Genomic DNA, 21116 nt, shown 5'->3' on the forward strand with positions numbered 1-21116 from the left:
CCACGCCGCCGGCTTACTACGCCCGGAAAGCGGCGCGCCCCGGATAGTGCGCCCGCTCACCGAGTTCTTCCTCGATACGCAACAACTGGTTGTATTTTGCCATCCGGTCGGACCGGCACAGCGAGCCGGTCTTGATTTGCGTGGCCGCCGTCGCCACCGCGATATCGGCGATCGTGGCATCGGCGGTCTCACCCGAGCGGTGAGAAATCACCGCTGCGTAGCCGGCATCGTCCGCCATGCGGATTGCCGCCAGCGTTTCGCTAAGCGTGCCTATCTGGTTCGGCTTTATCAGGATCGCATTGGCAATACCCCGTTCGATACCCTGCGCCAGAATTTTCGTATTGGTCACAAAAATATCGTCGCCGACCAATTGAATCTTCCCGCCCAGCGCCGCGCTGTGAATTTTCCAGCCGTCCCAATCGCTCTCGGCCATGCCGTCTTCAATGCTGATGATGGGGTAGCGGTCCGCGAGACCAGCGAGATAATCGGAAAATCCGGCCGCATCGAATTGCCGGTTTTCCGATGCCAACGTATACACGCCGTCGGCAAAAATCTCGGAACTCGCCACATCCAGACCCAGGAAAATATCCTTGCCGGCCTCGAACCCGGCTTGTTCGATTGCCTGCATGACGATTTCCAGGGCCGCCTCGTTGGATGGCAGGTCGGGCGCAAAACCACCCTCGTCGCCGACCGCGGTGCTCAGTCCCTTGCCGTGCAATACCGACTTCAGCGTATGAAAAACTTCGACGCCATAACGCAGCGCCTCGGCAAAAACGGGCGCCCCCAGCGGCAGAATCATGAATTCCTGGATATCCACGCTGTTATCCGCATGCGCGCCACCGTTGATGATGTTCATCATCGGCACCGGCATGCCGCAAGCCTCATCGCCGCCCAGGTAACGGAACAGCGGCAGGCGAGCGCTGTCAGCAGCGGCTTTTGCCGTGGCCAGCGAGACGGCCAGCAGCGCGTTAGCGCCCAGGCGCGCCTTGTTCACGCTGCCATCCAAAGCGCACAGGCAATCGTCTATCGCCTGCTGGTCACTCGCCTCGGCGCCGTTCAGCGCAGCGGCAATTTCACCATTCACATGGGCCACCGCCGTCAACACGCCTTTACCGAGATACCGGTTCTTATCGCCGTCGCGCAATTCGACTGCTTCCCGGGCGCCGGTCGAAGCGCCCGATGGCACAATCGCCCTGCCAAAGCCGCCGTCGTCCAGGCGGACATCGGCCTCGACCGTGGGATTGCCACGTGAATCAATGACTTCGCGTCCGCGAATCTCAACGATTTTGCTCATTGATCAGCCTTTTCCGAATCTCACTATGCGCCTGGCTATCAGGCTGGATCCGATCGACCCCTAACACCGGAGCAGCGGTTGCTCCTCCATCGGCGTCGCTTTGACTACCCGATCCAGTTCCGTCAGGACCGCGAGCAAAGCCTCCATCCGCTCCAGCGGCCAAGCATTGGGACCATCGCTAAGCGCTTTATCCGGATTGGGATGGGTCTCCATGAACAGACCGGACACCCCGGCCGCAACCGCGGCGCGTGCCAGCACCGGGATAAATTCTCGCTGCCCGCCGGATGCACTGCCTTTGCCACCGGGTAACTGCACCGAGTGCGTTGCGTCAAAAACGACCGGGCAGCCGGTGCCGCGCATTACCGCCAGTGAGCGCATATCGGACACCAGGTTGTTATAACCGAAACTGAAGCCGCGCTCACAAACCATGATGGCTTCGTTACCGGTCGAGCGCGCCTTTTCCACAACATTGACCATTTCCCACGGCGACAGGAACTGCCCTTTCTTGATATTCACCGGCTTGTTCTGGCTCGCAACGTTTACGATGAAATTGGTCTGCCGGCACAGGAAAGCCGGTGTCTGCATCACATCCACGACCGCGGCCACTTCATCCAGCGGCGTATCTTCGTGCACATCGGTCAGTACCGGCACTTTGAGCTGGTCGCGTATTTCGGCAAGAATCCGCAATCCTTTCTCGATACCCAGCCCACGGTAGCTGCCCACCGACGTGCGGTTCGCCTTGTCGAAAGACGATTTGAAAATAAACGGCACCGACAGCCGCTTGCAGATTTCCTGCATGCGCCCGGCGGTTTCAAGATTGAGCTCCAGGCTCTCTATTACGCAGGGCCCGGCGATCAAAAACAGCGGTTGGTCTATGCCAACCTTGAAATCGCAAAGCTTCACGCGTGTACAGCCTCGGGCATCTGTTCAAGGTGGAAGCTACGCGCGGCTTTGACAAAGCCGGCGAACAGTGGGTGCCCGTCGCGCGGCGTCGAGGTAAATTCCGGGTGAAACTGACAGGCGACGAACCAGGGATGTTCGGGGATTTCGATCATCTCAACGAGGCCGTCGATCGACAGGCCGGAAAACAACATGCCCGCGTCTTCCAGTCGTTGCATATAGTTGTTGTTGAATTCGTAGCGGTGGCGGTGGCGCTCCATGATGGTTTCGCTGCCATAGATGAGCTGCACCTGCGAACCGGTCTTCAGCCGGCATTCCTGTGCGCCCAGACGCATGCTGCCGCCGAGGTCCGAATCTTCGTCGCGCTCCTCGATCTGGCCACCCAGGTCCTGCCATTCAGTCAGCAATGCGATTACCGGATGCGGCGTGCCCGGTTTGAATTCAGAGCTGTGTGCGTCGTCCAGCCCGGCGACGTTCCTGGCGAATTCGATCACGGCAACCTGCAAGCCCAGGCAAATGCCCAGGAAAGGGACGCTGTTTTCGCGCGCGTACTGTGCCGCGATGATTTTCCCTTTGACACCGCGCTCGCCAAAGCCGCCCGGAATCAGGATCGCATCCATGCCCACCAGCGCAGACACCTCACCATCGTCCAGCCTGTGTGCCTCGATGTAATGAATATTGACTCGCGTGCGGGTTTTTAACCCGGCGTGGGTCAGCGCCTCGCTAAGCGAAAGATACGAATCCTTGAAATCCACATATTTGCCAACCAATGCAACGCTGATTTCAGCCTCCGTGTTTATCTTGGCGTCGACAACCGCCTGCCACTCGCTGAGGTCGACCGGACCTGCATCGAGCCCCAGTTTTTTGGCGACGATCTCGTCCAGACCTTGTTCATGCAGGAGCATCGGGATCTTGTAGATGTCATCCGAATCCACGCAGGAAATAACCGCTTTTTCAGCAACATTGGTAAACAACGCGATCTTGCGCCGCTGCTCACCCGAGATCGGACGGTCTGAACGGCAAATCAGCACATCGGGCTGGATACCGATAGAACGCAGCTCCTTGACCGAGTGCTGTGTGGGTTTGGTTTTCATTTCCGATGAGGTTGCGATGTACGGGACCAAGGTAAGGTGCATGTAGAGCACATGCTCCGGCCCCAGCTCCACACCGAGCTGACGAATGGCTTCCAAAAACGGCAGCGACTCGATATCGCCAACGGTACCACCGATTTCCACCATGCAAACATCGGCATCGCCGGCGCCGCGCAGCACGCATTCCTTGATCTCGTCGGTGATATGAGGAATAACCTGGACGGTCGCGCCCAGGTATTCGCCACGCCGTTCCTTGGCGATCACGGACTCATAGATCTTGCCGGTGGTAAAATTGCTGTCGCGGGTCGTGGTCGTGCGCACAAAACGCTCGTAATGGCCGAGATCGAGATCGGTTTCCGTGCCATCGCGGGTGACAAAAACCTCACCGTGCTGGAAAGGGCTCATGGTGCCTGGATCCACGTTGATATACGGGTCCAGCTTCATCATGCTGATTTTCAGCCCGCGCGCTTCCAGGATCGCGCCCAGTGAAGCCGCCGCAATTCCTTTACCCAGAGAGGAAACTACACCACCAGTAACAAAAACAAATCGGGTCATAAATAAATCCACTGCAGAAAAAAATTGGAGCCCTGTGCGGACTCCTACAGCGAGACCTGCGATTGTTCTCGGCGGATCCCGAACCGGTCATGTGGTCGGTACTAGAAAATACCAGAAGCCGGCCTGCGCGACAATCAGGAATTCACATCCGGCGCCCGCAACCAGCGAATAACCCGGCCATCTTCACCCGCTCTTGCCAGCCATTCTTCGGCGCAGCCTATACCCGGCACCCAGACCAGCCGATCCGCGCAAAAAACCAGGGGCAGCCGGGACCTCATCCATGGCGGAATCCCTTTTTCCTGCAGCCATTTTTTCAGCGGCTTCCGCCTGCCGCCCGCGGGCCGGAAGCGCTCGCCGCCGGCCCGGAAACGCACCGTGCAGTGACGTTCGAGTAAGTGTTTCGCTATTACACCATTGCCGCAAGCCGAGTCCGCCGGAGCCAATTCGAGTTGTCCCATGGTTCCTGGCAGGGACAGCGGTTTGTCCGTATCCCAATCCAGCGCCTGGTCCGGCGCTTCGCCCAGGGAAGGCATCAGGTAAAGCCTGTCGCGATAGCGCCTGAGTTCCGTATCGCGCCACCGCACCACCGGCTCGGCATCGGCCCTGGCGGGAACCACACTATCGATGATTTCGGCCAGGCGACCGTGACCCGGCACCGGGTAGCCCTCGGTCCTGATCCAGTAACGCAGCAGGTTGCGTATCCGACCGGCACTGAGTCCGGCGAATTTTTCGGTCGGCAGCACGGCAGCGAGGTAAGCGGTCTCGGCCAGCGGGTCGCCAAGATCCTGCTTGGCCAACTCGGCCAGCACAGACTCAGCCTCGGCACAATGCGCCGCACTGCGGGCCGCGCTACCGGCAACCGCTGGCCAGCGTTCCCGCAGCAAGGGCAGGATCCGGTGACGCAGGTAATTGCGGTCAAACTGCTGGTTCTGGTTGCTGCTGTCTTCGCACCAGCTCACCGCGTTCCGCCGTGCCCAATCGCACAGTTCATCCCGGCTGACTGACAACAGCGGCCGCAGCAGCAGGCCCGGGCCCAGATCGCGAACCACCGGCATCGCGGCCAGCCCCGCCGGGCCGGCGCCGCGCATGAGTTGCAGCAGGAAAGTCTCCAGTTGGTCGTCGAGGTGGTGTGCGCAGACCAGGACTTCGCCGTCAGCCATGGCGTCTGCCAGCGCACGATAACGAGCGTCGCGAGCCGTGGCTTCCAGACCGCCTGGCGCATCCTCTGCAACAGTAATTCGGATCGCCGAAAAATCCACTGCCAGCTTTTGCGCAACAGCCTGCGCCGCCGACTGCCACCGGTCAGCGTCGGCGTACAGTCCGTGGTTGACATGTATGGCTCGCAATGCGGCATCCGGCCATTCCGCGATGATCGATGTCATCAACGCCAACAACACGCTGGAATCGAGACCGCCGCTGAAGGCAATGCAATACCGGCTGCGCCGGGGATCGGCCAGATGCGCGGCGAGCACCTGGCGTAACCGGGCGGCCAGGTTTTCGCTGCCGGGGGTCATGATTGGCTAATCCGCGGTTTCCTTGTAGAGGCCGAAGTTCATCAATCGCCGATACCGCTGCTCCAGTAATTCGTCCGTGTTATGACCGGTTAGTGCCTCGAGGTTGTGCAACAGGGAATTTTTCAAGGCTTCGACCATCGCATCGGGATCCCGGTGTGCGCCACCGAGCGGTTCGCCGATAATTTCATCGACCAGGTCCAGCTTGGCCAACCGGTCCGCGGTGATGCCCATGGCTTCCGCGGCAACCTCCGCCTTGTCCGCGGTCTTCCAGAGTATGGACGCACAGCCTTCGGGAGAAATCACCGAGTAAATGCTGTATTCGAGCATCAACAGGCGATCGCAAACGCCGATGGCCAAGGCACCGCCAGAGCCCCCCTCGCCGATGACAACCGCCAGGATGGGCGTACGCAGGCCAGCCATTTCATACAGGTTGCGCGCGATCGCGTCGCTTTGCCCGCGCTCTTCGGCGCCGACGCCCGGATAGGCGCCCGGCGTATCGATCAGCGTAATGACCGGCAGCGAAAATCGTTCGGCCATGCGCATCAGGCGCAAGGCCTTGCGATAACCTTCGGGCTTCGGCATGCCGTAGTTACGATACACCCGCTGTTTGGTGTCGCGGCCTTTTTGATGGCCAATGACCATGACCGGCCGGCCGTCCAGCCGCGCCAAACCGCCAACAATCGCGGGATCGTCCGCAAACATACGGTCACCGGATAATTCCTGAAAATCGGTAAATATTTTTGCCAGGTAATCGTTCGTGTACGGCCGTTGCGGATGGCGCGCAAGCTGGGTGACCTGCCAGGCGGTCAACCCGGAAAAAATCGACTGGGTCAGCGAACGGCTCTTTTCCTCAAGCCGGTTTATTTCCTCGCTGATATTAATATCAGCGTCGCTGCCGACATGGCGAAGTTCTTCGATCTTCGCCTCGAGCTCGGCGATCGGTTGCTCAAAATCGAGAAATCTCAGATCCATGCTGTACACCGCAAAAAACAGACACCCACATTACCGATACAGCTAGGCCCGTACAAGCCCGGCTGGCGGGTCCGTTTTCCGGGCCAGCCCGGCCCTTTGAGGGTGTCCTACAACGGTGGCGGATAGACCAGCTTCAGGTGTTCCCCGCCAACCAGTTTATCCAGTTTGTCCAGCAATTCACGGGTTGGCCGGATCTGCCAGTCGTCGCCGAGCGCCAGCAAGGCCTTGGCGCCGCTACCGGTATATCTCACCCAGACACCGCAATGGCCATCAAGATAGGGCCGCAACGTCCCCTTCAGTTCATGCACGAACTGCTGTCCGTCCTGCTGCCCCTGCCACTCGATGATCAACTTTTTCGCCATTTGCTCCCTGGCTGCGTCGATATCCTGAATTTTCTTAGCGCTAATCTGCCAGCTATTGCTGAAATCGTCGTACCGCAGGCCGCCGTGAATCAACAGCACTGCCTTGACCTGCAAGAGATGCCCGAACTCCTGGTAAGCCTCTTCGAAAAGGGTTACTTCCACCCGCCCGCTACGATCATCCAGCTGCAAGGTAACCCGGTTGCCGCGCTTGCCCATTTTCAGCACCACCCCCGCGACCGTGACCTTGCGGACGATTGCGTATTGATGGCGGCCGTTTCCCACTGGCTGGCCATCGCCCAGGTCGGCAATCCGGCTGCCGACCAACTGCGGCAAGTCTCTTTCATAGCGCGTGATCGGGTGACCGGTGAGATAAAGACCCAGGGTGTCAAATTCGCCATCCAGCCGCTCTTTCTCGCTCCATTCAGGTGGGTGGTCCTGCTGATGCCTGCCAATCAGCGGAACCGGCAGCTCGTCGATTTGCGGGCCCGGCCCGCTGAACCCGAACATGTCGTCCTGACCGGCTGCGCTGGCTTTGGCATCCTGTACGGCGAGCTTCATCGCGGCCGGCAATTGCGCCAGCAGCGCGGCGCGGCCGACCCCCAGGCTATCCATCGCGCCCGAGCGGATCAGTGCCTCCATAACGCGCCTGTTGAGCTTTTGCAGATCGACCCGCTGGCACAGATCGACGATACCGGCAAACGCGCCACCTGCCGATCGTTCCGCAATCAGGCCCTCGAGCGCGCCGCGCCCAACGCCTTTGATCGCGCCCAGGCCATAGCGGATGGTGCGCGGGCCGGAGACCACGAAGGCATAACCGGAATGGTTGATGTCAGGTACCGCGACTTCGATATCCATGGCTGCGCATTCATCGATCAGCGTCACCACTTTGTCGGTGTTGTCCATGTCCGTCGACAGCACCGCGGCCATGAATGCTGCGGGGTAATGCGCTTTCAGCCACGCGGTGCGATAAGCAAGCACGGCATAAGCGGCCGAATGGGACTTGTTGAACCCGTAACCGGCAAATTTCTCCATCAGATCGAATATGAATGTGGCGAGTTCCGTATCGACCCCTGCCTGCTCGGCGCCACGCAGGAAAACTCCCCGTTGCTTGGCCATTTCTTCCGGCTTTTTCTTGCCCATCGCGCGCCTTAAAAGGTCGGCTTCACCCAGGCTGTAACCGGCCAGCACCTGCGCGATCTGCATGACCTGTTCCTGGTAGAGAATTACGCCATAGGTGGGCTCGAGTATGGGCTTCAGGTCGGGGTGGAAATAATCGATCTTGGTCTTGTCGGCGGCGTGCTTGCGGTTGATGAAGTCATCGACCATACCCGACTGAAGCGGCCCCGGCCTGAATAAGGCCACCAACGCCACGATCTCGCCAAAATTATCGGGCTGCAAGCGTTTGATGAGATCCTTCATGCCGCGAGACTCGAGCTGAAATACAGCCACGGTCCGACATTTCTTGAGCAAGTCGTAGGTCGCGGAATCCTGCAGGTCGATCGCATCGATATCCAGCGGCGGCTCTCCCGACTCCCGCCGCTGACCGTTAATTATTTTGACCGCCCGATCGATGACGGTCAGCGTACGCAAGCCGAGAAAATCGAACTTGACCAACCCGCAGGCTTCGACGTCGTCCTTGTCGAACTGGGTAACCACATTGGCGCCGCCTTCTTCGCAATACAGCGGCGCGTAGTCGGTCAAGGGTCTGGGTGCAATCACCACGCCACCGGCGTGTTTGCCGGCATTTCTCACCAGGCCTTCCAACTGGCGCGCCAGGTTGATCAGGTTGTGCACCTCGTCATCGTTTTCGTAGAGATTCCGCAGTTCGTCATCCTGCTCCAGCGCCTTTTCCAGGGTAATGCCCAGTTCGAAGGGAATCAGTTTCGCGATTCGATCGACAAAACCGTAGGGATGACCCAGGACCCTGCCCACATCCCGGACCACCGCCTTGGCCGCCAGGGTTCCGTAAGTGATGATCTGCGAAACCCGGTCCCTGCCATAGCGACCGGCGACATAGTCGATCACCCGGTCGCGGCCTTCCATGCAGAAATCAATATCGAAATCCGGCATCGAAACGCGTTCGGGATTGAGAAATCTTTCGAACAGCAATTCGTGCACTATCGGATCGAGATCGGTAATCTGCAATGCGTAGGCAACCAGGCTGCCGGCGCCCGAACCGCGACCTGGCCCGACCGGTATACCGTTCTCCCTGGACCAACGAATAAAATCCGCGACAATCAGGAAATAGCCGGGAAAACCCATTTCACAAATGACGTCTATTTCATGATCGAGCCGCTGCTGGTACACATCCGGCAAGGCGCCGGATTCGGTCAGCCCGAGCCGCCGACGCAGACCCGCCATTGACGCGCCACGCAAATACCCAGCCGTGCTCTGACCATCGGGGATCGGAAAGTCGGGCAGATCGCTGCCCCCGAGTTTTAACTGGAGGTTACAGCGTTTTGCGATTTCGACGCCGTTTTCCAGCGCTTCCGGCAGATCGGCAAAAAGCTGCTGCATTTCTTCGGAACCGCGCAAATATTGCTGTTCACTGTAACGCCTTGGCCGGCCCGGATCGGTCAGCACCTGGCCGTCGTGTATACACACTCTTGCTTCGTGCGCACCGAACTCGCTGGCGCTGATAAAGCGGACGTCGTTACTCGCCAGCAACGGCGCGCACTGTTCGGACGACAGTTGCACCGCTTGTTGCAAATAATCTTCTTCGCCCGGGCGACCCGTCCGGGTAATCTCAAGATAAAATCGGTCACCGAAAACTGTCCGCCATTCCGCCAGGCGCCTGTCCGCCAGATCGGTGTGACCCGCCAGCAAGGCCCTGCCGATATCGCCCTCGACGCCTCCCGAAAGGGCAATCAGGCCAGCGCAGTTTTCGCTGCTCAGCCAATCCGGGTCCAGCATCGGCACGCCCCGGTACTGGCCTTCCAGATAACTGCGGCTTACCAGGCGCGACAGGTTCCGATAACCAAGCTGGTTCTGACACAACAGCGTCAGGCGGCTGGGACGGGCCGGTTGGTCGATATCGCGCAGCAAGACATCGGCGCCGATGATGGGTTTGATCCCGCGGGCGAGCGCGGCCCGGTAGAACTTCACCATTGCAAAAAGGTTGCACTGGTCGGTCAGCGCGACAGCCGGCATACCCATCTCCGCCACCGCGGCCATCAGCGGTTTCACCCGCACGACGCTGTCGGACAAAGAATATTCGGTATGCAAATGCAAGTGTACGAAACTGGCGCTCATCAGGTCTATTTTTACAGGCTGGCCACGGCATTGTCATTGTCAGTATCTGTTTTTTTCGCCACTACGACACTGCGCACGGGTGCAAACGAAACCCTGTGCAAGGGACAGGCGCCGTGGCGTATCAGAGCTTGCCGATGCTCGGCGGTCGGGTAGCCCTTGTGGCGGGCGAAATTGTATTGCGGGTAAATCTGGTGCAGGCGCGTCATAAAGCCATCGCGCGCGACTTTGGCCAGGATCGACGCAGCACTGATGGCCGGGACCCGGCCATCACCGCCGACCAGCGCCTCGCTGCTGCAATCGAGTCCGGTGCCCGCGAATTCCGGACAACGATTGCCATCGATCTGCAGGTGAACCGGCCGGATATGCAAACCGAGCGTCGCCCGGCGCATCGCCAGCAGGGTCGCCCGCAGAATATTCAACTGGTCGATTTCCTCCGGGTCTGCCCAGGCGATCGCGTAACTCAGTGCGCACTTTTTGATTTCCATCGCCAGCACGGTTCGCTGCCTGGCCGACAATTTCTTGGAATCCCTCAATCCCGCGATCGGCCGCGCTGGATTCAGCACTACCGCCGCGGCAACCACCGGGCCTGCCAGTGGCCCGCGGCCTGCCTCGTCGATGCCCGCGACCAGCATCGGCATACTACTCATCGATGCGTCCCGCCGCGAGATCCAGGATCGCGGCCGCGGCGCGCTCCGCCGCGTTGCGTCTCAACATCCGCTGTATTTCCCGAAACCGGCCATCCAGATATTGCCGGCGCCCGGCATCGTCCAGTTCACGCAGTATGGCCTGGCCAAGCGCCTCCGCGCTGATGTCGTTTTGTAAAATTTCGGGCACCAGGTCCTCGCCGGCAATCAGGTTTGGCAGGGCAAACCTGTCGGTCGTCAGCAAGCCCGGCCATTTCAACAGCAACCGGCTCGCCGGCGCCAACCGGTAGGTCACGACCATCGGCCGGCCTATCAACGCGGCCTCGAGGGTCGCAGTTCCCGATGCCACGAGGAGTACATCGGCCGCAATCATGACCTCATGCGATCGCCCCCGGATCATATGAATTTCGATCGGCGGCGCAATACGCCGGATCGCTTCGCGAAAAATCTTTTCGCATTCCGCGGTTGCCATCGCGGCGACAAAACGCATGGCCGGCCGGCGGTCCCGCAGCCAGGCTATGGTTTCGGCAAAATCATTCGCCAGCCTGGTTACCTCGCCATTGCGACTGCCCGGAAGCAGCGCGAGCCACTCGCCATCATCGGCCAGCCCGAGTTGTCGCCTGGCCGTGGAAGTATCCGGCTGTTGGGTTATCCGCTCGGCCAGGGGATGCCCCACAAACACCGCGCGAATATTGTGGTCGTCGTAGAACTGCTTTTCGAATGGCAACAGGCAAAGCACCAGGTCGGCGCTGCGCGCGATTTTTTTGACCCGCCCGCTGCGCCATGCCCAGACCGACGGGCTGACATAATGGACCGTCGGGATACCCAGTCGGCGTAACCGGGATTCCAGGCCAATATTAAAATCCGGTGCGTCGATACCGACGAAGACATCCGGCCGCCAGGCTGCAAACTGGCTTGCCAGATTCCGTCTGAGCCTGAGCAGCCGCGGTAAATGCGAGATCACTTCGACCAGGCCCATCACCGCCAATTCACTCGCGTGAAACAGCGGCTGGCAACCTGCGGCTATCATTTCCTCGCCGGCCACGCCGATGGCATGGATGCGGGGTGCCCGGATGCGCATTGCCTGCAGCAAGCTGCCCCCGATCATATCGCCGGATGCTTCGCCGGCGACAAGGCCAACTTTTACGCCGGGCTCGTGCGCCATCAACGCCTCCGGTATCAGCGCGCGATGCCGCGCGTACTGGATTTCAGGGACTCGACCAACGGCAACAGAACCGGCTGTTCGCCCAGTCGCTGCTCGAGTTCGGCGATCGCGTCTGCAAGTTTCAATCCCTCACGATATATCAGCCGATACGCTGCCTGAAGTTGACGCAGCTGATCGCGGTCGAAACCACGCCGCTTGAGCCCTTCCTTGTTGATGCCTCTCGGTTGCACCGGATTGCCGGATACGATGAGGTACGCCGGGATATCCCGGGCGACCACGCTGTACATCGCCATGAAACTGTGTTCGCCGATATGGCAGAACTGATGTACCCCGGAGAAACCGCCAAAAATCGCGTGGTCGCCAACCAGCACATGACCGCCCAGGGTCGTACAATTGGCAAAAATCGTATGGTCGCCAATGACACAGTCATGCGCAATATGCACATAAGCCATCAGCCAGTTGCCATTGCCGATTCGGGTCAGGCCCTGTTGCTGCGCCGTGCCCCGGCTGATCGTGCAGAACTCGCGAATGGTGTTGCCATCGCCTATTTCCAGCCGCGTCGCCTCACCGCCATACTTTTTGTCCTGCGGGGCCTCGCCTATGGACGAGAACTGGTAGATCCGGTTGTTGCTGCCGATCCGGGTTTCACCTTTGATGACCGTATGCGGCCCAATCGTCGTGCCATTACCAATTTCGACATCGCCCTCGATAATCGCATATGGACCCACCTCGACATCGTCCGCAAGGCGGGCCGACGACGAGACGATTGCGGTTTCGTGAATCACTCTCAAACGCCTCCGGGCGCACACATCAACTCGGCGCTGGCCACCACTTTCCCATCGACCTCGGCGCGCGCCGAAAATTTCCAGATGGTGCGTATTTTTCGAATCAGTTCAACTTTCAAAATGAGTTGATCGCCAGGTTCGACCGGTCGGCGAAAACGCGCCTTATCGATACCGACGAAATAGAAAATATTGTCTTCCGCGGGGGTGACGTTTGCGGTGACAAATGCCAGTAATCCGCATACCTGGGCCAGCGCCTCGATAACCATTACGCCCGGCATCACCGGCTTTATCGGGAAATGCCCCTGAAAATACGGCTCGTTCACGGTCACGTTCTTATAAGCCACGATGTTTTGGCCAGGCTCGCAACTGATCACCCGATCGACCAGCAAAAACGGGTACCGGTGCGGCAGATAGCGCATGATTTTTTCGATGTCCATTTGATACTCGTTACTCATTAGCTTTCGTCCTTTTCGCGTGCGCTGTTCGCAGTCTCATTTTTAGCAAGCTTTTCTTCCAGAACCCGCACTTTTTTCGCCAATTCATCCAGATGGCGCAGGCGTACCGCATTCCGGCGCCACCGGGCTGCCTGATCCACCGGCATCGATCCGGAATAAACCCCGGCTTGGCTGAGCGAGTGGCTGACAAAAGTAAACGCGGTAACGACCACGTCGTCGCCCAGCTCGATATGACCAACGATGCCCGCGGCACCGCCGATCATGCATCGTTTGCCAATCGTTACACTGCCCGCAATCGCAACGCAGCCAGCGATCACCGTATGTTCTCCGATCCTGACATTGTGGCCAACCTGCACCTGGTTATCGAGCTTGACGCCGTTGCCGATGACTGTGTCTTCGATCGCGCCGCGATCGATCGTGGTGTTGGCGCCTACGTCTACATCGTCGCCAAGTCGCACGCCGCCAAGCTGGGGCACCTTGATCCAGCGATCATCGTCCCTGGCAATGCCGAAGCCATCGGCGCCGAGAACCGCGCCCGCATGAATCACCACCCGGGCGCCGATCCTTGTATCCGCGCAAAGGGTGACATTGGCGGTCAGACGCGCGTTCGCGCCGAGTTCGCAGCGGTCACCAATGACGCATCCCGGGCCGATAAAAACACCCTGGGCGAGCCTGACGCCGGAGCCAATGCAAACGTTTGCGGAAATACGGACACCCGAGGCTATTTCTGCGTCTTCGCCAACCACCGCACTGGCATGAACGCCTGGCGGCGCTTCGCTCGACGGATTCAAATCCGCCGCGACGCGGGCGTACAATGCATAAGGATTGTCGGTAATCAGGCAACTGACCGGGCACTGTGCAGCATCTTCCGGCGCCAGGATGACAGCCGCGGCGTGCGTGGCGGCCAATTGTTTGCGGTACGCGGGATTGGCCAGAAAACTGATCGCCTCGCCAGCGGCGTTGAGCAAGGTGCCAACCCGGCTGATGCGCACATCCGGATCACCTTCCACGGTGCATCCGTATCTGACCGCGAGCTCCCCCAGCGTCGTGGTCATCCCGACATATGCCTTATTGTCCCGTATCGGATGCCTGGAAGGCAGCTTCCAGCGCAGCCAGGACGGCTTCGGTGATGTCTATCGCCTCGCTGACAAACAGAATGCCCGGCTCGCCGACGATCAGGTCGTAGTTACGTTCACGGGCGTGCGCCTGCACCTGTTCGACCAGGGTTCGCTGCAGGATCGTCAGCTCTTCGTTCTGCCGAAGATTGAAATCCTCCAGAAACTCATCCTGCCGTCTTTTGAGATCACGGCCGCCCTGGTTGAGGTCGCGCTCGAGGTTCCTGCGCTCCTGCTCGCCCATCAGCGCGCCATCGCGCTCCAGCCGCTGCGCCAACCCCTGCAAGGTCTGCTGTTCTGCGAGTATCTGACGTTCGCGCGGCGCAAACTCATCCTGCAACTGCTGGCGAATCCGATTGGCCTGCGGAGCTTGCTGCAAAAGCCTGGGCAAATTGACAAAACCGATTTTTGTTTCCTGCGCCAAAGCGGGGAAGGACAAAAACAGAGATGCCAGCAGCAACGCACTCCATCGATAAATCACGTGTTTTTTCATTAATACACCTTTAAAAAGCAGAACCAATAGAAAATTGCAGTCGTTCGGTCTCGTCGCCATAAAAACGAAGTGTTGCCTTTTCCGAATTCAGCGGGATCGCGTAACTGAACTTGAAAAGGCCAATCGGAGCCAGCCACTCGACTGCCAGACCCGCAGAGTGCTTCAATCGGTTGGCATCCCATTCATACTTGATTGGGTCGCCAAGCTTGTCTACAAAACTCACATCGCCGGTAGAGAATACATTACCAATGTCATAGAAAACACTCAGCCTTGCGGATCCCTTGATGGCCTCGGGGACCGGGACCAACAATTCGAACTGGGTCGCGACCTTCAGATTGCCGCCATAAGGACGGCCAAAAGTGTCCTTTGGTCCGAGCCTGTTCTCCTTGTAGCCACGAACGGTGTTCGGACCGCCGGCGAAGAAATTCCGGAAAGGCGGAATAGACGTCGTATCGCCAATCGCCTCACCAAGCCCGACATCCGCACTGATGCTGAATACCCACTCCCCCGAAATCGGAAAATATTTCTGGAAATCGTAATTTAAAAACCAGTACTCGACATCGCTTTGCGGCAAGGTATAACTGACCGTTACCCGACTACGCGACCCGCGATCGGCAAACAGAAAACGGTTGCGCGAGTCGTATGTCCAGCCAAGCAGAATCTCAAAGGTTTTGAATGCCGTTTTGGAGAAAATAATGCCGTTGATGATTTCGACCGAAGAATCGCCATTGTTCTGCACCCATTCCTGGGACTGCAGGGTCTGAAAGCTGTTTGATGACAATTCCGAATCGCTGGCTGAAAAGCCGAATCTGAATCGCTGGAACTCGCTGATCGGGATTCCATAATCGATCGAGGCATTGGTCGTCAGGGTGCTAAAATCGGAAGCGCCGGAGGTAAACTGACTGAAATCCCGCAGTCCAACGGCAAGGGTTCGGCTGATCCCGTCCGGCGTTGCATACGGATTCGTGTGGGAAATACTGTAAATCTTGCTGAATCTCCCGGATGACAGATCCATGGCAATCCGATTACCGGTCCCCATGAAATTCGTATGCACGAAATTTCCGTTGAGGATCAGCCCCTGGGCGTCGGAAAAACCGACCCCGCCACCGAACGATCCGGGCAAGCCTTCCTTGATCGTGTATTCGACATCCACCATGTCGGTAACTCCCGGCACCGGGATGGTTTCCATTTCGACGCTCTCGACGAAAGGCAGCCTCTGGAGGCGCTGCTTGGACCGCTCTACGCCCGAGCTCGACAACCATGCCTGCTCCATCTGCCTCATCTCGCGACGAAATACATAGTCGTCGGTGGAGTGAGTGCCGGCGAATTTGATTTTCCTGACATAGACTCTGTTGCCAGGCTCCACATAAAAGGTCAGGCTGACCGTATTGTCATCCTCGTTGATATCGGGAATGACGTCGATGATAGCCAGCGAATAACCGCGTTCACCCAGCGCATAGGCCATCATTTCCGTGCTTTGGGTAATCCGCCTTTGTGAGTACGTGTCCCCGTCCTGCAAAAAGATCAGCTGCCGCAGCACGTCGGGCTCCAGGATAGTCTTGCCAGCCAGCTCGACACCGGACACTTTGTAAAGGTCTCCTTCATCGATGTTGATCGTCAAAAAAATATCGTTGCGATCCGGCGAAATCGCAACCTGCGTCGAACGGACTTCGAATTTGACATGGCCGCGATCCAGATAAAATGAACTCAGCGCCTCCAGATCCCCGAGCAATGTTTCCTTCGAGTACCGGCAATCGCTCTTGATGAAACAGGTCAGGTGCGGTTGCCGCAAAGACATCTCCTTGCGCAATTCCTTATCTGAATATTCATTGTTGCCGACGATATTGATCTGGCGAATCGTCGCCCGTTCGCCTTCGACGATGGTGATATCGATTTGCACCCGGTTCTTGCCGACCGTGGAAACCTCTGTAGTCACCGTCGCGCTGTATTTGCCCTGGCTGAAATACTGCTCGGTAATCGCATCGGTAACGCCTTCGAGTACCGACCGATCGAAGGTCTTGCCCTCCGCCAGGCCAATCCGGCGCAACTCGGCTTCCAAGTCCTCGGTCTTGATGCTCTTGTTGCCGGAGATACTGAAACTTTCTATAGATGGCCTTTCCAGGACTACGATCAGCAACACGCCGTCATCGATCCTGAGCTCAACATCATCAAAAAACTTGGTTTCGTACAATGCACGGATCGCTTCCCGCACCCGCTGCTGATCGATGACGTCACCGACATTGATCGGCAGGTAATTAAATACCGTGCCATCGGTTATGCGCTGGTTGCCTTCAACCCGCATGTCACGCACCAGGAAACCATCCTCTTCGGCGCCAGCCAGGCCAGTCAGAAAAATAGCCAGCGCCAAGAACATCCATATTCTTCTAATCATACTGACGGCAGCCCTCAGCCAAACAGCCGGTTGAAATCGTTATAGAAAGCAAGACCCATTATCATGATCAGCATTGCAATGCCGAGTTGCTGTCCGAGCAACTGGACTTTTTCAGACAGCGGCTTCCCCCTGATGCCTTCCGCCGCGACATAAACCATCTGACCGCCATCAAGAAGCGGAATCGGCAACAGGTTGACAATGCCGAGACTGATACTGAGTATCGCAAGCAGGCCGAGAAATTCTTCCAGACCAAGTGTGGCCGCGGCGCCGGCGTAGACGGCAATGCTGATCGGGCCAGAAATATTTTTCGCGGAAATCTGGCCGCTTATCATGCGCCCGACCAACCGCAGCGTCAGTATCGAAGTGTCCCACGTTCTCACCATGCCATGGCCCAGCGCGCTGAAAACCGAATAACGCTCAACCATGCGCAGGTCGGCGTAAAGGTCTCCCGGCGGCACCCGAACCGAAGCGCCGATGCGCCCGATAACGCCCTGCTCCGTTTCAACACGAGCGATGGTCATCGGCATCGTCAGGCGCCGGCCATCGCGCTCTATTTGCATGCTGATGTCCGCGCCTGGCCGCGCCCGGATAAACTCCACCCAGCTACGCCAGTCATCGATTCGCACGGCATCGGCAGATATCACGAGATCACCGGTTTTCAGTCCCGCCTGGTCCGCCGCCCCGCCGGGCGTAATCTCGTCGAGCAACGGCGGGATCAGCGGGAACCAGCGATTAAATCCCAGACCGCTGAACAGCAAGGATGGATCGCTGAGCTCGTTTTCGCGCCCGCGCACATCGATAGTCAGGCTTCGCTGATAGCCATCCGCACCGATGACGCTGATCGGGAGGTCACCCGAATCCAGCAACACCTCGATCAGGCTGAGCGGTACCTGCGCCCAGGACTTAATCTCCTGATCGCCGATCGATGTAATAATATCCCCTCTTTCCATGCCCGCCGTCGCGGCAGGCGAGTCCACGGCGATATCCCCGACCATCGGTTTAAGACCGCTGATGCCGATCACAAAAAGCAACCAGTAAATGAGCACGGCAAAAAGAAAATTGAACGCCGGCCCCGCGGACAATACCACCAGCCGGCTGGCGACAGGCTTGCGGTTATAAGCGCGATGCAAGTCTGCCGGCGCCACCGGGCCTTCCCTCTCGTCCAGCATCTTGACATAGCCGCCCAGCGGAATAGCCGAGATCATGAACTCCACGTCATCGCGCCCTTTGTATACCCACAGTGGCCGGCCAAAGCCGATCGAGAATCTGAGTACCTTGAAACCCAGTTTTCTGGCGACCCAGAAATGCCCGAACTCATGTACCGCAACCAGCACCGAGATCGCCGCGACAAAAGCTACAATAGTGATTAGCAACTGGGTCATACCGCGATACTCACCTCATTGACTGTCCGGCCCGCTTTTTCGCGTGCCCATTGATCGGCCTTAATGACCGTCTCCAGGGATTCGACCACCCCTACGCTATGGCATTCCATCGTATTACCGATTACCGCGGCAATTTCCGTATAGGGCAGGCGCCGGTCGAGGAACGCCTGTACCGCAATTTCATTCGCGGCATTCAACACCGCCGGGGCCGTACCGCCTCGTTCCGCAGCCGCCCTGGCGAGCGCCAGGCACGGAAAGCGATCCATGTCGGGCGCTTGAAACTCAAGCTTTGCGATTGCCACCAGGTCCAGCGCTTTCACCCCGGATTCCATACGCTCCGGCCACGCAAGAGCGTGGGCGATGGGCGTACGCATATCCGGGTTGCCCAGTTGCGCCAACACCGAACCATCGCGATATTCGACCAGCGAATGCACGATGCTCTGCGGGTGGATCAGAATTTCAATGTCATCCGGCGACATTGCGAACAAATGGCTGGCCTCGATCAGCTCAAGACCCTTGTTCATCATCGTCGCCGAATCGACCGAAATTTTATCCCCCATGTCCCAGTTCGGGTGTGCGCAAGCCTGTTCCGGCGTCACTTTTTCGAGCTCACAAACCGGCGTATTCAAAAACGGACCACCCGATGCTGTCAACCATAATTTTCGAACCCCGTGTTTCGAGCGCCGGCCGCCGGGATCGGGCAGACACTGGAAAATCGCGTTGTGCTCGCTGTCGATCGGGATCAAGGTTGCGCCGTTGTCTGCTACGGCCTCCATCAATAAATGCCCGGCGAGGACCAGCGATTCTTTGTTGGCAAGCAACACCCGCTTGCCGGTCTGTGCAGCGGCCAGGGTCGGCAGCAACCCGGCGGCGCCGACAATCGCGGCCATGACAAAATCGGCCTGCGGAATCCTGGCCGCTTCGACCAATGCATCGGCGCCGGCGAGCAGCGCTGTTTTCAGGCCAGCTTGTTGCAGTCCTTCCCGAAGAACATCGGCCGCCCCGTTATCCGTCATTACCGCCAGCTCCGGCTCAAAACGGAGGCACTGTTGCAACAGGCGCTGGTGATTGCTCCTGGCAGTCAGCGCAACCACACGAAATGCATCGGGGTTGCGGGCGATCACGTCCAGCGTGCTGCAACCGACGCTCCCGGTCGACCCCAGGATACTGACGCCTTTCATCAGACCAGTCCCTGCCAGCTCAGCCCCAGTACAAACACCGGGGCCGCCGCGCAAATACTGTCGATGCGATCGAGCATGCCGCCGTGACCCGGGAAAATTCGTCCACTGTCTTTCAGGCCATTATGTCTTTTGAAAATACTGACGATCAGATCCCCGACCACAGAAATCGCCGACACGGCGACACACAAGGAAACGAAACTCAGCGGGTCTTGTTGGAAATACATTGCGCCGGCAAAGCCAACGATTGCGGCCAGCACAATGGCACCGATCACGCCTTCCCAGGTTTTCCCCGGGCTGACCCTGGGTATCAGTTTGATTTTGCCAAACAGTTTACCCACGGCAAACGCGCCGATGTCGGTTGCCCAAACCAAAAGCAGCACAAAAACAACCCAGACTACGCCATCATCCGCGACCAGCAGGCGGCTCAACGCAAGCCAGGCTGGCGCCAGCACCAGGATTCCCGATAAAACGCCAACCGCCACCGGGATCGCGGTCGGATAACGCATGACCCACACAAAAGCCACCAGCCACCAGGCCAGCGTAACCTGCAGTATCAGTTGCAACGCCCCGGGGTGAAAGCTGTAAAACCACACGGCAACCATCGACGCCAGCACCATGACGACGTATAGCAACCGCCACGCCAAGGATTTTACGCCAAGGAACTGGCTCCATTCCCAGATGCCCAGACTTATTACCAGGGTCAGGGTAATCAATCCGGCCGGCGGCGGCAGGAGAAAAAACACGCCGGCGAGCACTGCCAGCAAGACCACGGCGGTGATGATTCTTTGCTTAAGCATGGTCGCCGCTCACCTGTGCCGATGTTTTCCCGAAACGCCGTTCCCGCCCATGAAAACTGCCGACCACTGCTGCCAGTTCCTTTGGCTCAAAATCAGGCCACAGCGATTCACTGAAATGCAGCTCCGTATATGCCAGGTTCCAAAGCAGGAAATTGCTGATGCGGGAATCGCCGCCGGTTCGAATAAAAAGATCCGGATCGCCAAGACCGGCCAGCTGTATCTGTGCCGCCAGGCGGTTTTCGTCTATATCCTCGGCCGACAGTTCGCCATCGGCAACCTGCCGCGCCAGGTATTTGCATGCGTTGACAATATCCCAACGACCCCCGTATGCGACCGCGACGACCAGGTTTAACCGGTCGTTGTCTGCGGTCATCGCTTCCGATTCCTCTATCTGCCGAACCAGATCGGCGGGCAACTGCTCCCGGTCGCCGATTATTTTCAGCCTGACCCCTTGCTCATTCAACTCCGGAACCTGTTGGTTCAGGGCCTCGATAAACAAGGCCATCAATTGTTGTACTTCATCCCTGGGCCTGCCCCAGTTTTCACTGCTAAAGGCGAATAGGGTCAGGGTGCGGATCCCCAGCGCACCGCAGGCCTCGACGGTGCGCCGCGCTGCCTTGACACCGGCCCGGTGACCCGCGTGCCGGGGCAACATCCGTTGCTTCGCCCAGCGACCGTTGCCATCCATGACGATCGCAACGTGGTGGGCGGCCATGGTGTCCTGATGCTGGCTGGTTTTGTCTGCCTGGTCCGCCATGGTGACTCAT

17 protein-coding genes are annotated in these 21116 nt (G+C 58.5%); all 17 read right to left on the bottom strand.

Going from position 1 to position 21116, the window contains the following annotated elements; all coding sequences use genetic code 11:
* Positions 1-16: 16 nt before the first annotated feature.
* The gene (gene eno, locus IIA05_07525; protein ID MCH9026950.1) at positions 17-1294 is read right to left on the bottom strand and encodes a phosphopyruvate hydratase; all 1278 of its coding nucleotides are present in this window, start codon (positions 1292-1294) and stop codon (positions 17-19) included.
* 60 nt (positions 1295-1354) lie between these two features.
* On the bottom strand, positions 1355-2197 hold the full coding sequence (gene kdsA, locus IIA05_07530) for a 3-deoxy-8-phosphooctulonate synthase (GenBank protein ID MCH9026951.1): 843 nt from the start codon (positions 2195-2197) through the stop codon (positions 1355-1357).
* Positions 2194-3840: a CTP synthase gene (locus tag IIA05_07535; protein MCH9026952.1), complete on the bottom strand. Its 1647-nt coding sequence runs from the start codon at positions 3838-3840 to the stop codon at positions 2194-2196. Before IIA05_07535 ends, kdsA begins: the two co-directional genes overlap by 4 nt.
* 134 nt (positions 3841-3974) lie before the next feature.
* A complete protein-coding gene (gene tilS, locus IIA05_07540; GenBank protein MCH9026953.1) occupies positions 3975-5354 on the bottom strand; it encodes a tRNA lysidine(34) synthetase TilS in 1380 nt (459 codons plus the stop codon).
* A gap of 6 nt (positions 5355-5360) precedes the next feature.
* Positions 5361-6326, bottom strand: coding sequence for an acetyl-CoA carboxylase carboxyltransferase subunit alpha (locus IIA05_07545; protein ID MCH9026954.1), 966 nt, complete (start codon positions 6324-6326; stop codon positions 5361-5363).
* A 107-nt stretch (positions 6327-6433) separates the two neighbouring features.
* A complete protein-coding gene (gene dnaE, locus IIA05_07550; GenBank protein ID MCH9026955.1) occupies positions 6434-9940 on the bottom strand; it encodes a DNA polymerase III subunit alpha in 3507 nt (1168 codons plus the stop codon).
* Between the two features lie 11 nt (positions 9941-9951).
* Positions 9952-10587 (bottom strand): ribonuclease HII, encoded by a 636-nt coding sequence (gene rnhB / locus IIA05_07555; protein MCH9026956.1) that lies wholly within the window; start codon positions 10585-10587, stop codon positions 9952-9954.
* On the bottom strand, positions 10580-11749 hold the full coding sequence (lpxB, locus tag IIA05_07560; GenBank protein ID MCH9026957.1) for a lipid-A-disaccharide synthase: 1170 nt from the start codon (positions 11747-11749) through the stop codon (positions 10580-10582). Before lpxB ends, rnhB begins: the two co-directional genes overlap by 8 nt.
* 14 nt (positions 11750-11763) lie before the next feature.
* Positions 11764-12534, bottom strand: a complete 771-nt coding sequence (gene lpxA / locus IIA05_07565; protein MCH9026958.1) for an acyl-ACP--UDP-N-acetylglucosamine O-acyltransferase — start codon at positions 12532-12534, stop codon at positions 11764-11766.
* A 2-nt stretch (positions 12535-12536) separates the two neighbouring features.
* Positions 12537-12971, bottom strand: a complete 435-nt coding sequence (gene fabZ, locus IIA05_07570) for a 3-hydroxyacyl-ACP dehydratase FabZ (protein MCH9026959.1) — start codon at positions 12969-12971, stop codon at positions 12537-12539.
* A 17-nt stretch (positions 12972-12988) separates the two neighbouring features.
* Entirely contained in the window at positions 12989-14044 is a 1056-nt protein-coding gene (lpxD, locus tag IIA05_07575; GenBank protein MCH9026960.1) for a UDP-3-O-(3-hydroxymyristoyl)glucosamine N-acyltransferase, read from the bottom strand.
* Positions 14045-14057: 13 nt separating this feature from the next.
* Positions 14058-14597, bottom strand: a complete 540-nt coding sequence (locus IIA05_07580; GenBank protein MCH9026961.1) for an OmpH family outer membrane protein — start codon at positions 14595-14597, stop codon at positions 14058-14060.
* 10 nt (positions 14598-14607) lie between these two features.
* Positions 14608-16989, bottom strand: coding sequence for an outer membrane protein assembly factor BamA (gene bamA / locus IIA05_07585; protein MCH9026962.1), 2382 nt, complete (start codon positions 16987-16989; stop codon positions 14608-14610).
* 14 nt (positions 16990-17003) lie between these two features.
* Positions 17004-18371 carry an RIP metalloprotease RseP gene (rseP, locus tag IIA05_07590; GenBank protein ID MCH9026963.1) on the bottom strand — a complete coding sequence of 456 codons (1368 nt, stop codon included), beginning with the start codon at positions 18369-18371 and terminating at the stop codon, positions 17004-17006.
* Positions 18368-19552 carry a 1-deoxy-D-xylulose-5-phosphate reductoisomerase gene (locus IIA05_07595; protein ID MCH9026964.1) on the bottom strand — a complete coding sequence of 395 codons (1185 nt, stop codon included), beginning with the start codon at positions 19550-19552 and terminating at the stop codon, positions 18368-18370. Before IIA05_07595 ends, rseP begins: the two co-directional genes overlap by 4 nt.
* Positions 19552-20349 (bottom strand): phosphatidate cytidylyltransferase, encoded by a 798-nt coding sequence (locus IIA05_07600; protein MCH9026965.1) that lies wholly within the window; start codon positions 20347-20349, stop codon positions 19552-19554. The genes IIA05_07595 and IIA05_07600 overlap by 1 nt, the downstream gene beginning before the upstream one ends.
* Positions 20342-21064 carry a di-trans,poly-cis-decaprenylcistransferase gene (gene uppS / locus IIA05_07605; GenBank protein MCH9026966.1) on the bottom strand — a complete coding sequence of 241 codons (723 nt, stop codon included), beginning with the start codon at positions 21062-21064 and terminating at the stop codon, positions 20342-20344. The genes IIA05_07600 and uppS overlap by 8 nt, the downstream gene beginning before the upstream one ends.
* Positions 21065-21116 lie beyond the last annotated feature (52 nt).

It is taken from the genome of Pseudomonadota bacterium (assembly GCA_022572885.1).
In the GTDB taxonomy this organism is placed as follows: Bacteria; Pseudomonadota; Gammaproteobacteria; order Steroidobacterales; family MnTg04; genus MnTg04.

Excerpts from the sequence above, each read along its gene's own strand:
- rnhB (MCH9026956.1), bottom strand. The coding sequence starts at position 10,587 with ATGAGTAGTATGCCGATGCTGGTCGCGGGCATCGACGAGGCAGGCCGC.
- lpxD (MCH9026960.1), bottom strand. The coding sequence starts at position 14,044 with ATGACCACGACGCTGGGGGAGCTCGCGGTCAGATACGGATGCACCGTG.
- IIA05_07600 (MCH9026965.1), bottom strand. The coding sequence starts at position 20,349 with ATGCTTAAGCAAAGAATCATCACCGCCGTGGTCTTGCTGGCAGTGCTC.
- dnaE (MCH9026955.1), bottom strand. The coding sequence starts at position 9,940 with ATGAGCGCCAGTTTCGTACACTTGCATTTGCATACCGAATATTCTTTG.
- IIA05_07535 (MCH9026952.1), bottom strand. The coding sequence starts at position 3,840 with ATGACCCGATTTGTTTTTGTTACTGGTGGTGTAGTTTCCTCTCTGGGT.
- fabZ (MCH9026959.1), bottom strand. The coding sequence starts at position 12,971 with ATGGACATCGAAAAAATCATGCGCTATCTGCCGCACCGGTACCCGTTT.
- eno (MCH9026950.1), bottom strand. The coding sequence starts at position 1,294 with ATGAGCAAAATCGTTGAGATTCGCGGACGCGAAGTCATTGATTCACGT.
- IIA05_07545 (MCH9026954.1), bottom strand. The coding sequence starts at position 6,326 with ATGGATCTGAGATTTCTCGATTTTGAGCAACCGATCGCCGAGCTCGAG.
- tilS (MCH9026953.1), bottom strand. The coding sequence starts at position 5,354 with ATGACCCCCGGCAGCGAAAACCTGGCCGCCCGGTTACGCCAGGTGCTC.
- IIA05_07580 (MCH9026961.1), bottom strand. The coding sequence starts at position 14,597 with ATGAAAAAACACGTGATTTATCGATGGAGTGCGTTGCTGCTGGCATCT.
- rseP (MCH9026963.1), bottom strand. The coding sequence starts at position 18,371 with ATGACCCAGTTGCTAATCACTATTGTAGCTTTTGTCGCGGCGATCTCG.
- uppS (MCH9026966.1), bottom strand. The coding sequence starts at position 21,064 with ATGGCCGCCCACCACGTTGCGATCGTCATGGATGGCAACGGTCGCTGG.
- bamA (MCH9026962.1), bottom strand. The coding sequence starts at position 16,989 with ATGATTAGAAGAATATGGATGTTCTTGGCGCTGGCTATTTTTCTGACT.
- lpxB (MCH9026957.1), bottom strand. The coding sequence starts at position 11,749 with ATGGCGCACGAGCCCGGCGTAAAAGTTGGCCTTGTCGCCGGCGAAGCA.
- IIA05_07595 (MCH9026964.1), bottom strand. The coding sequence starts at position 19,552 with ATGAAAGGCGTCAGTATCCTGGGGTCGACCGGGAGCGTCGGTTGCAGC.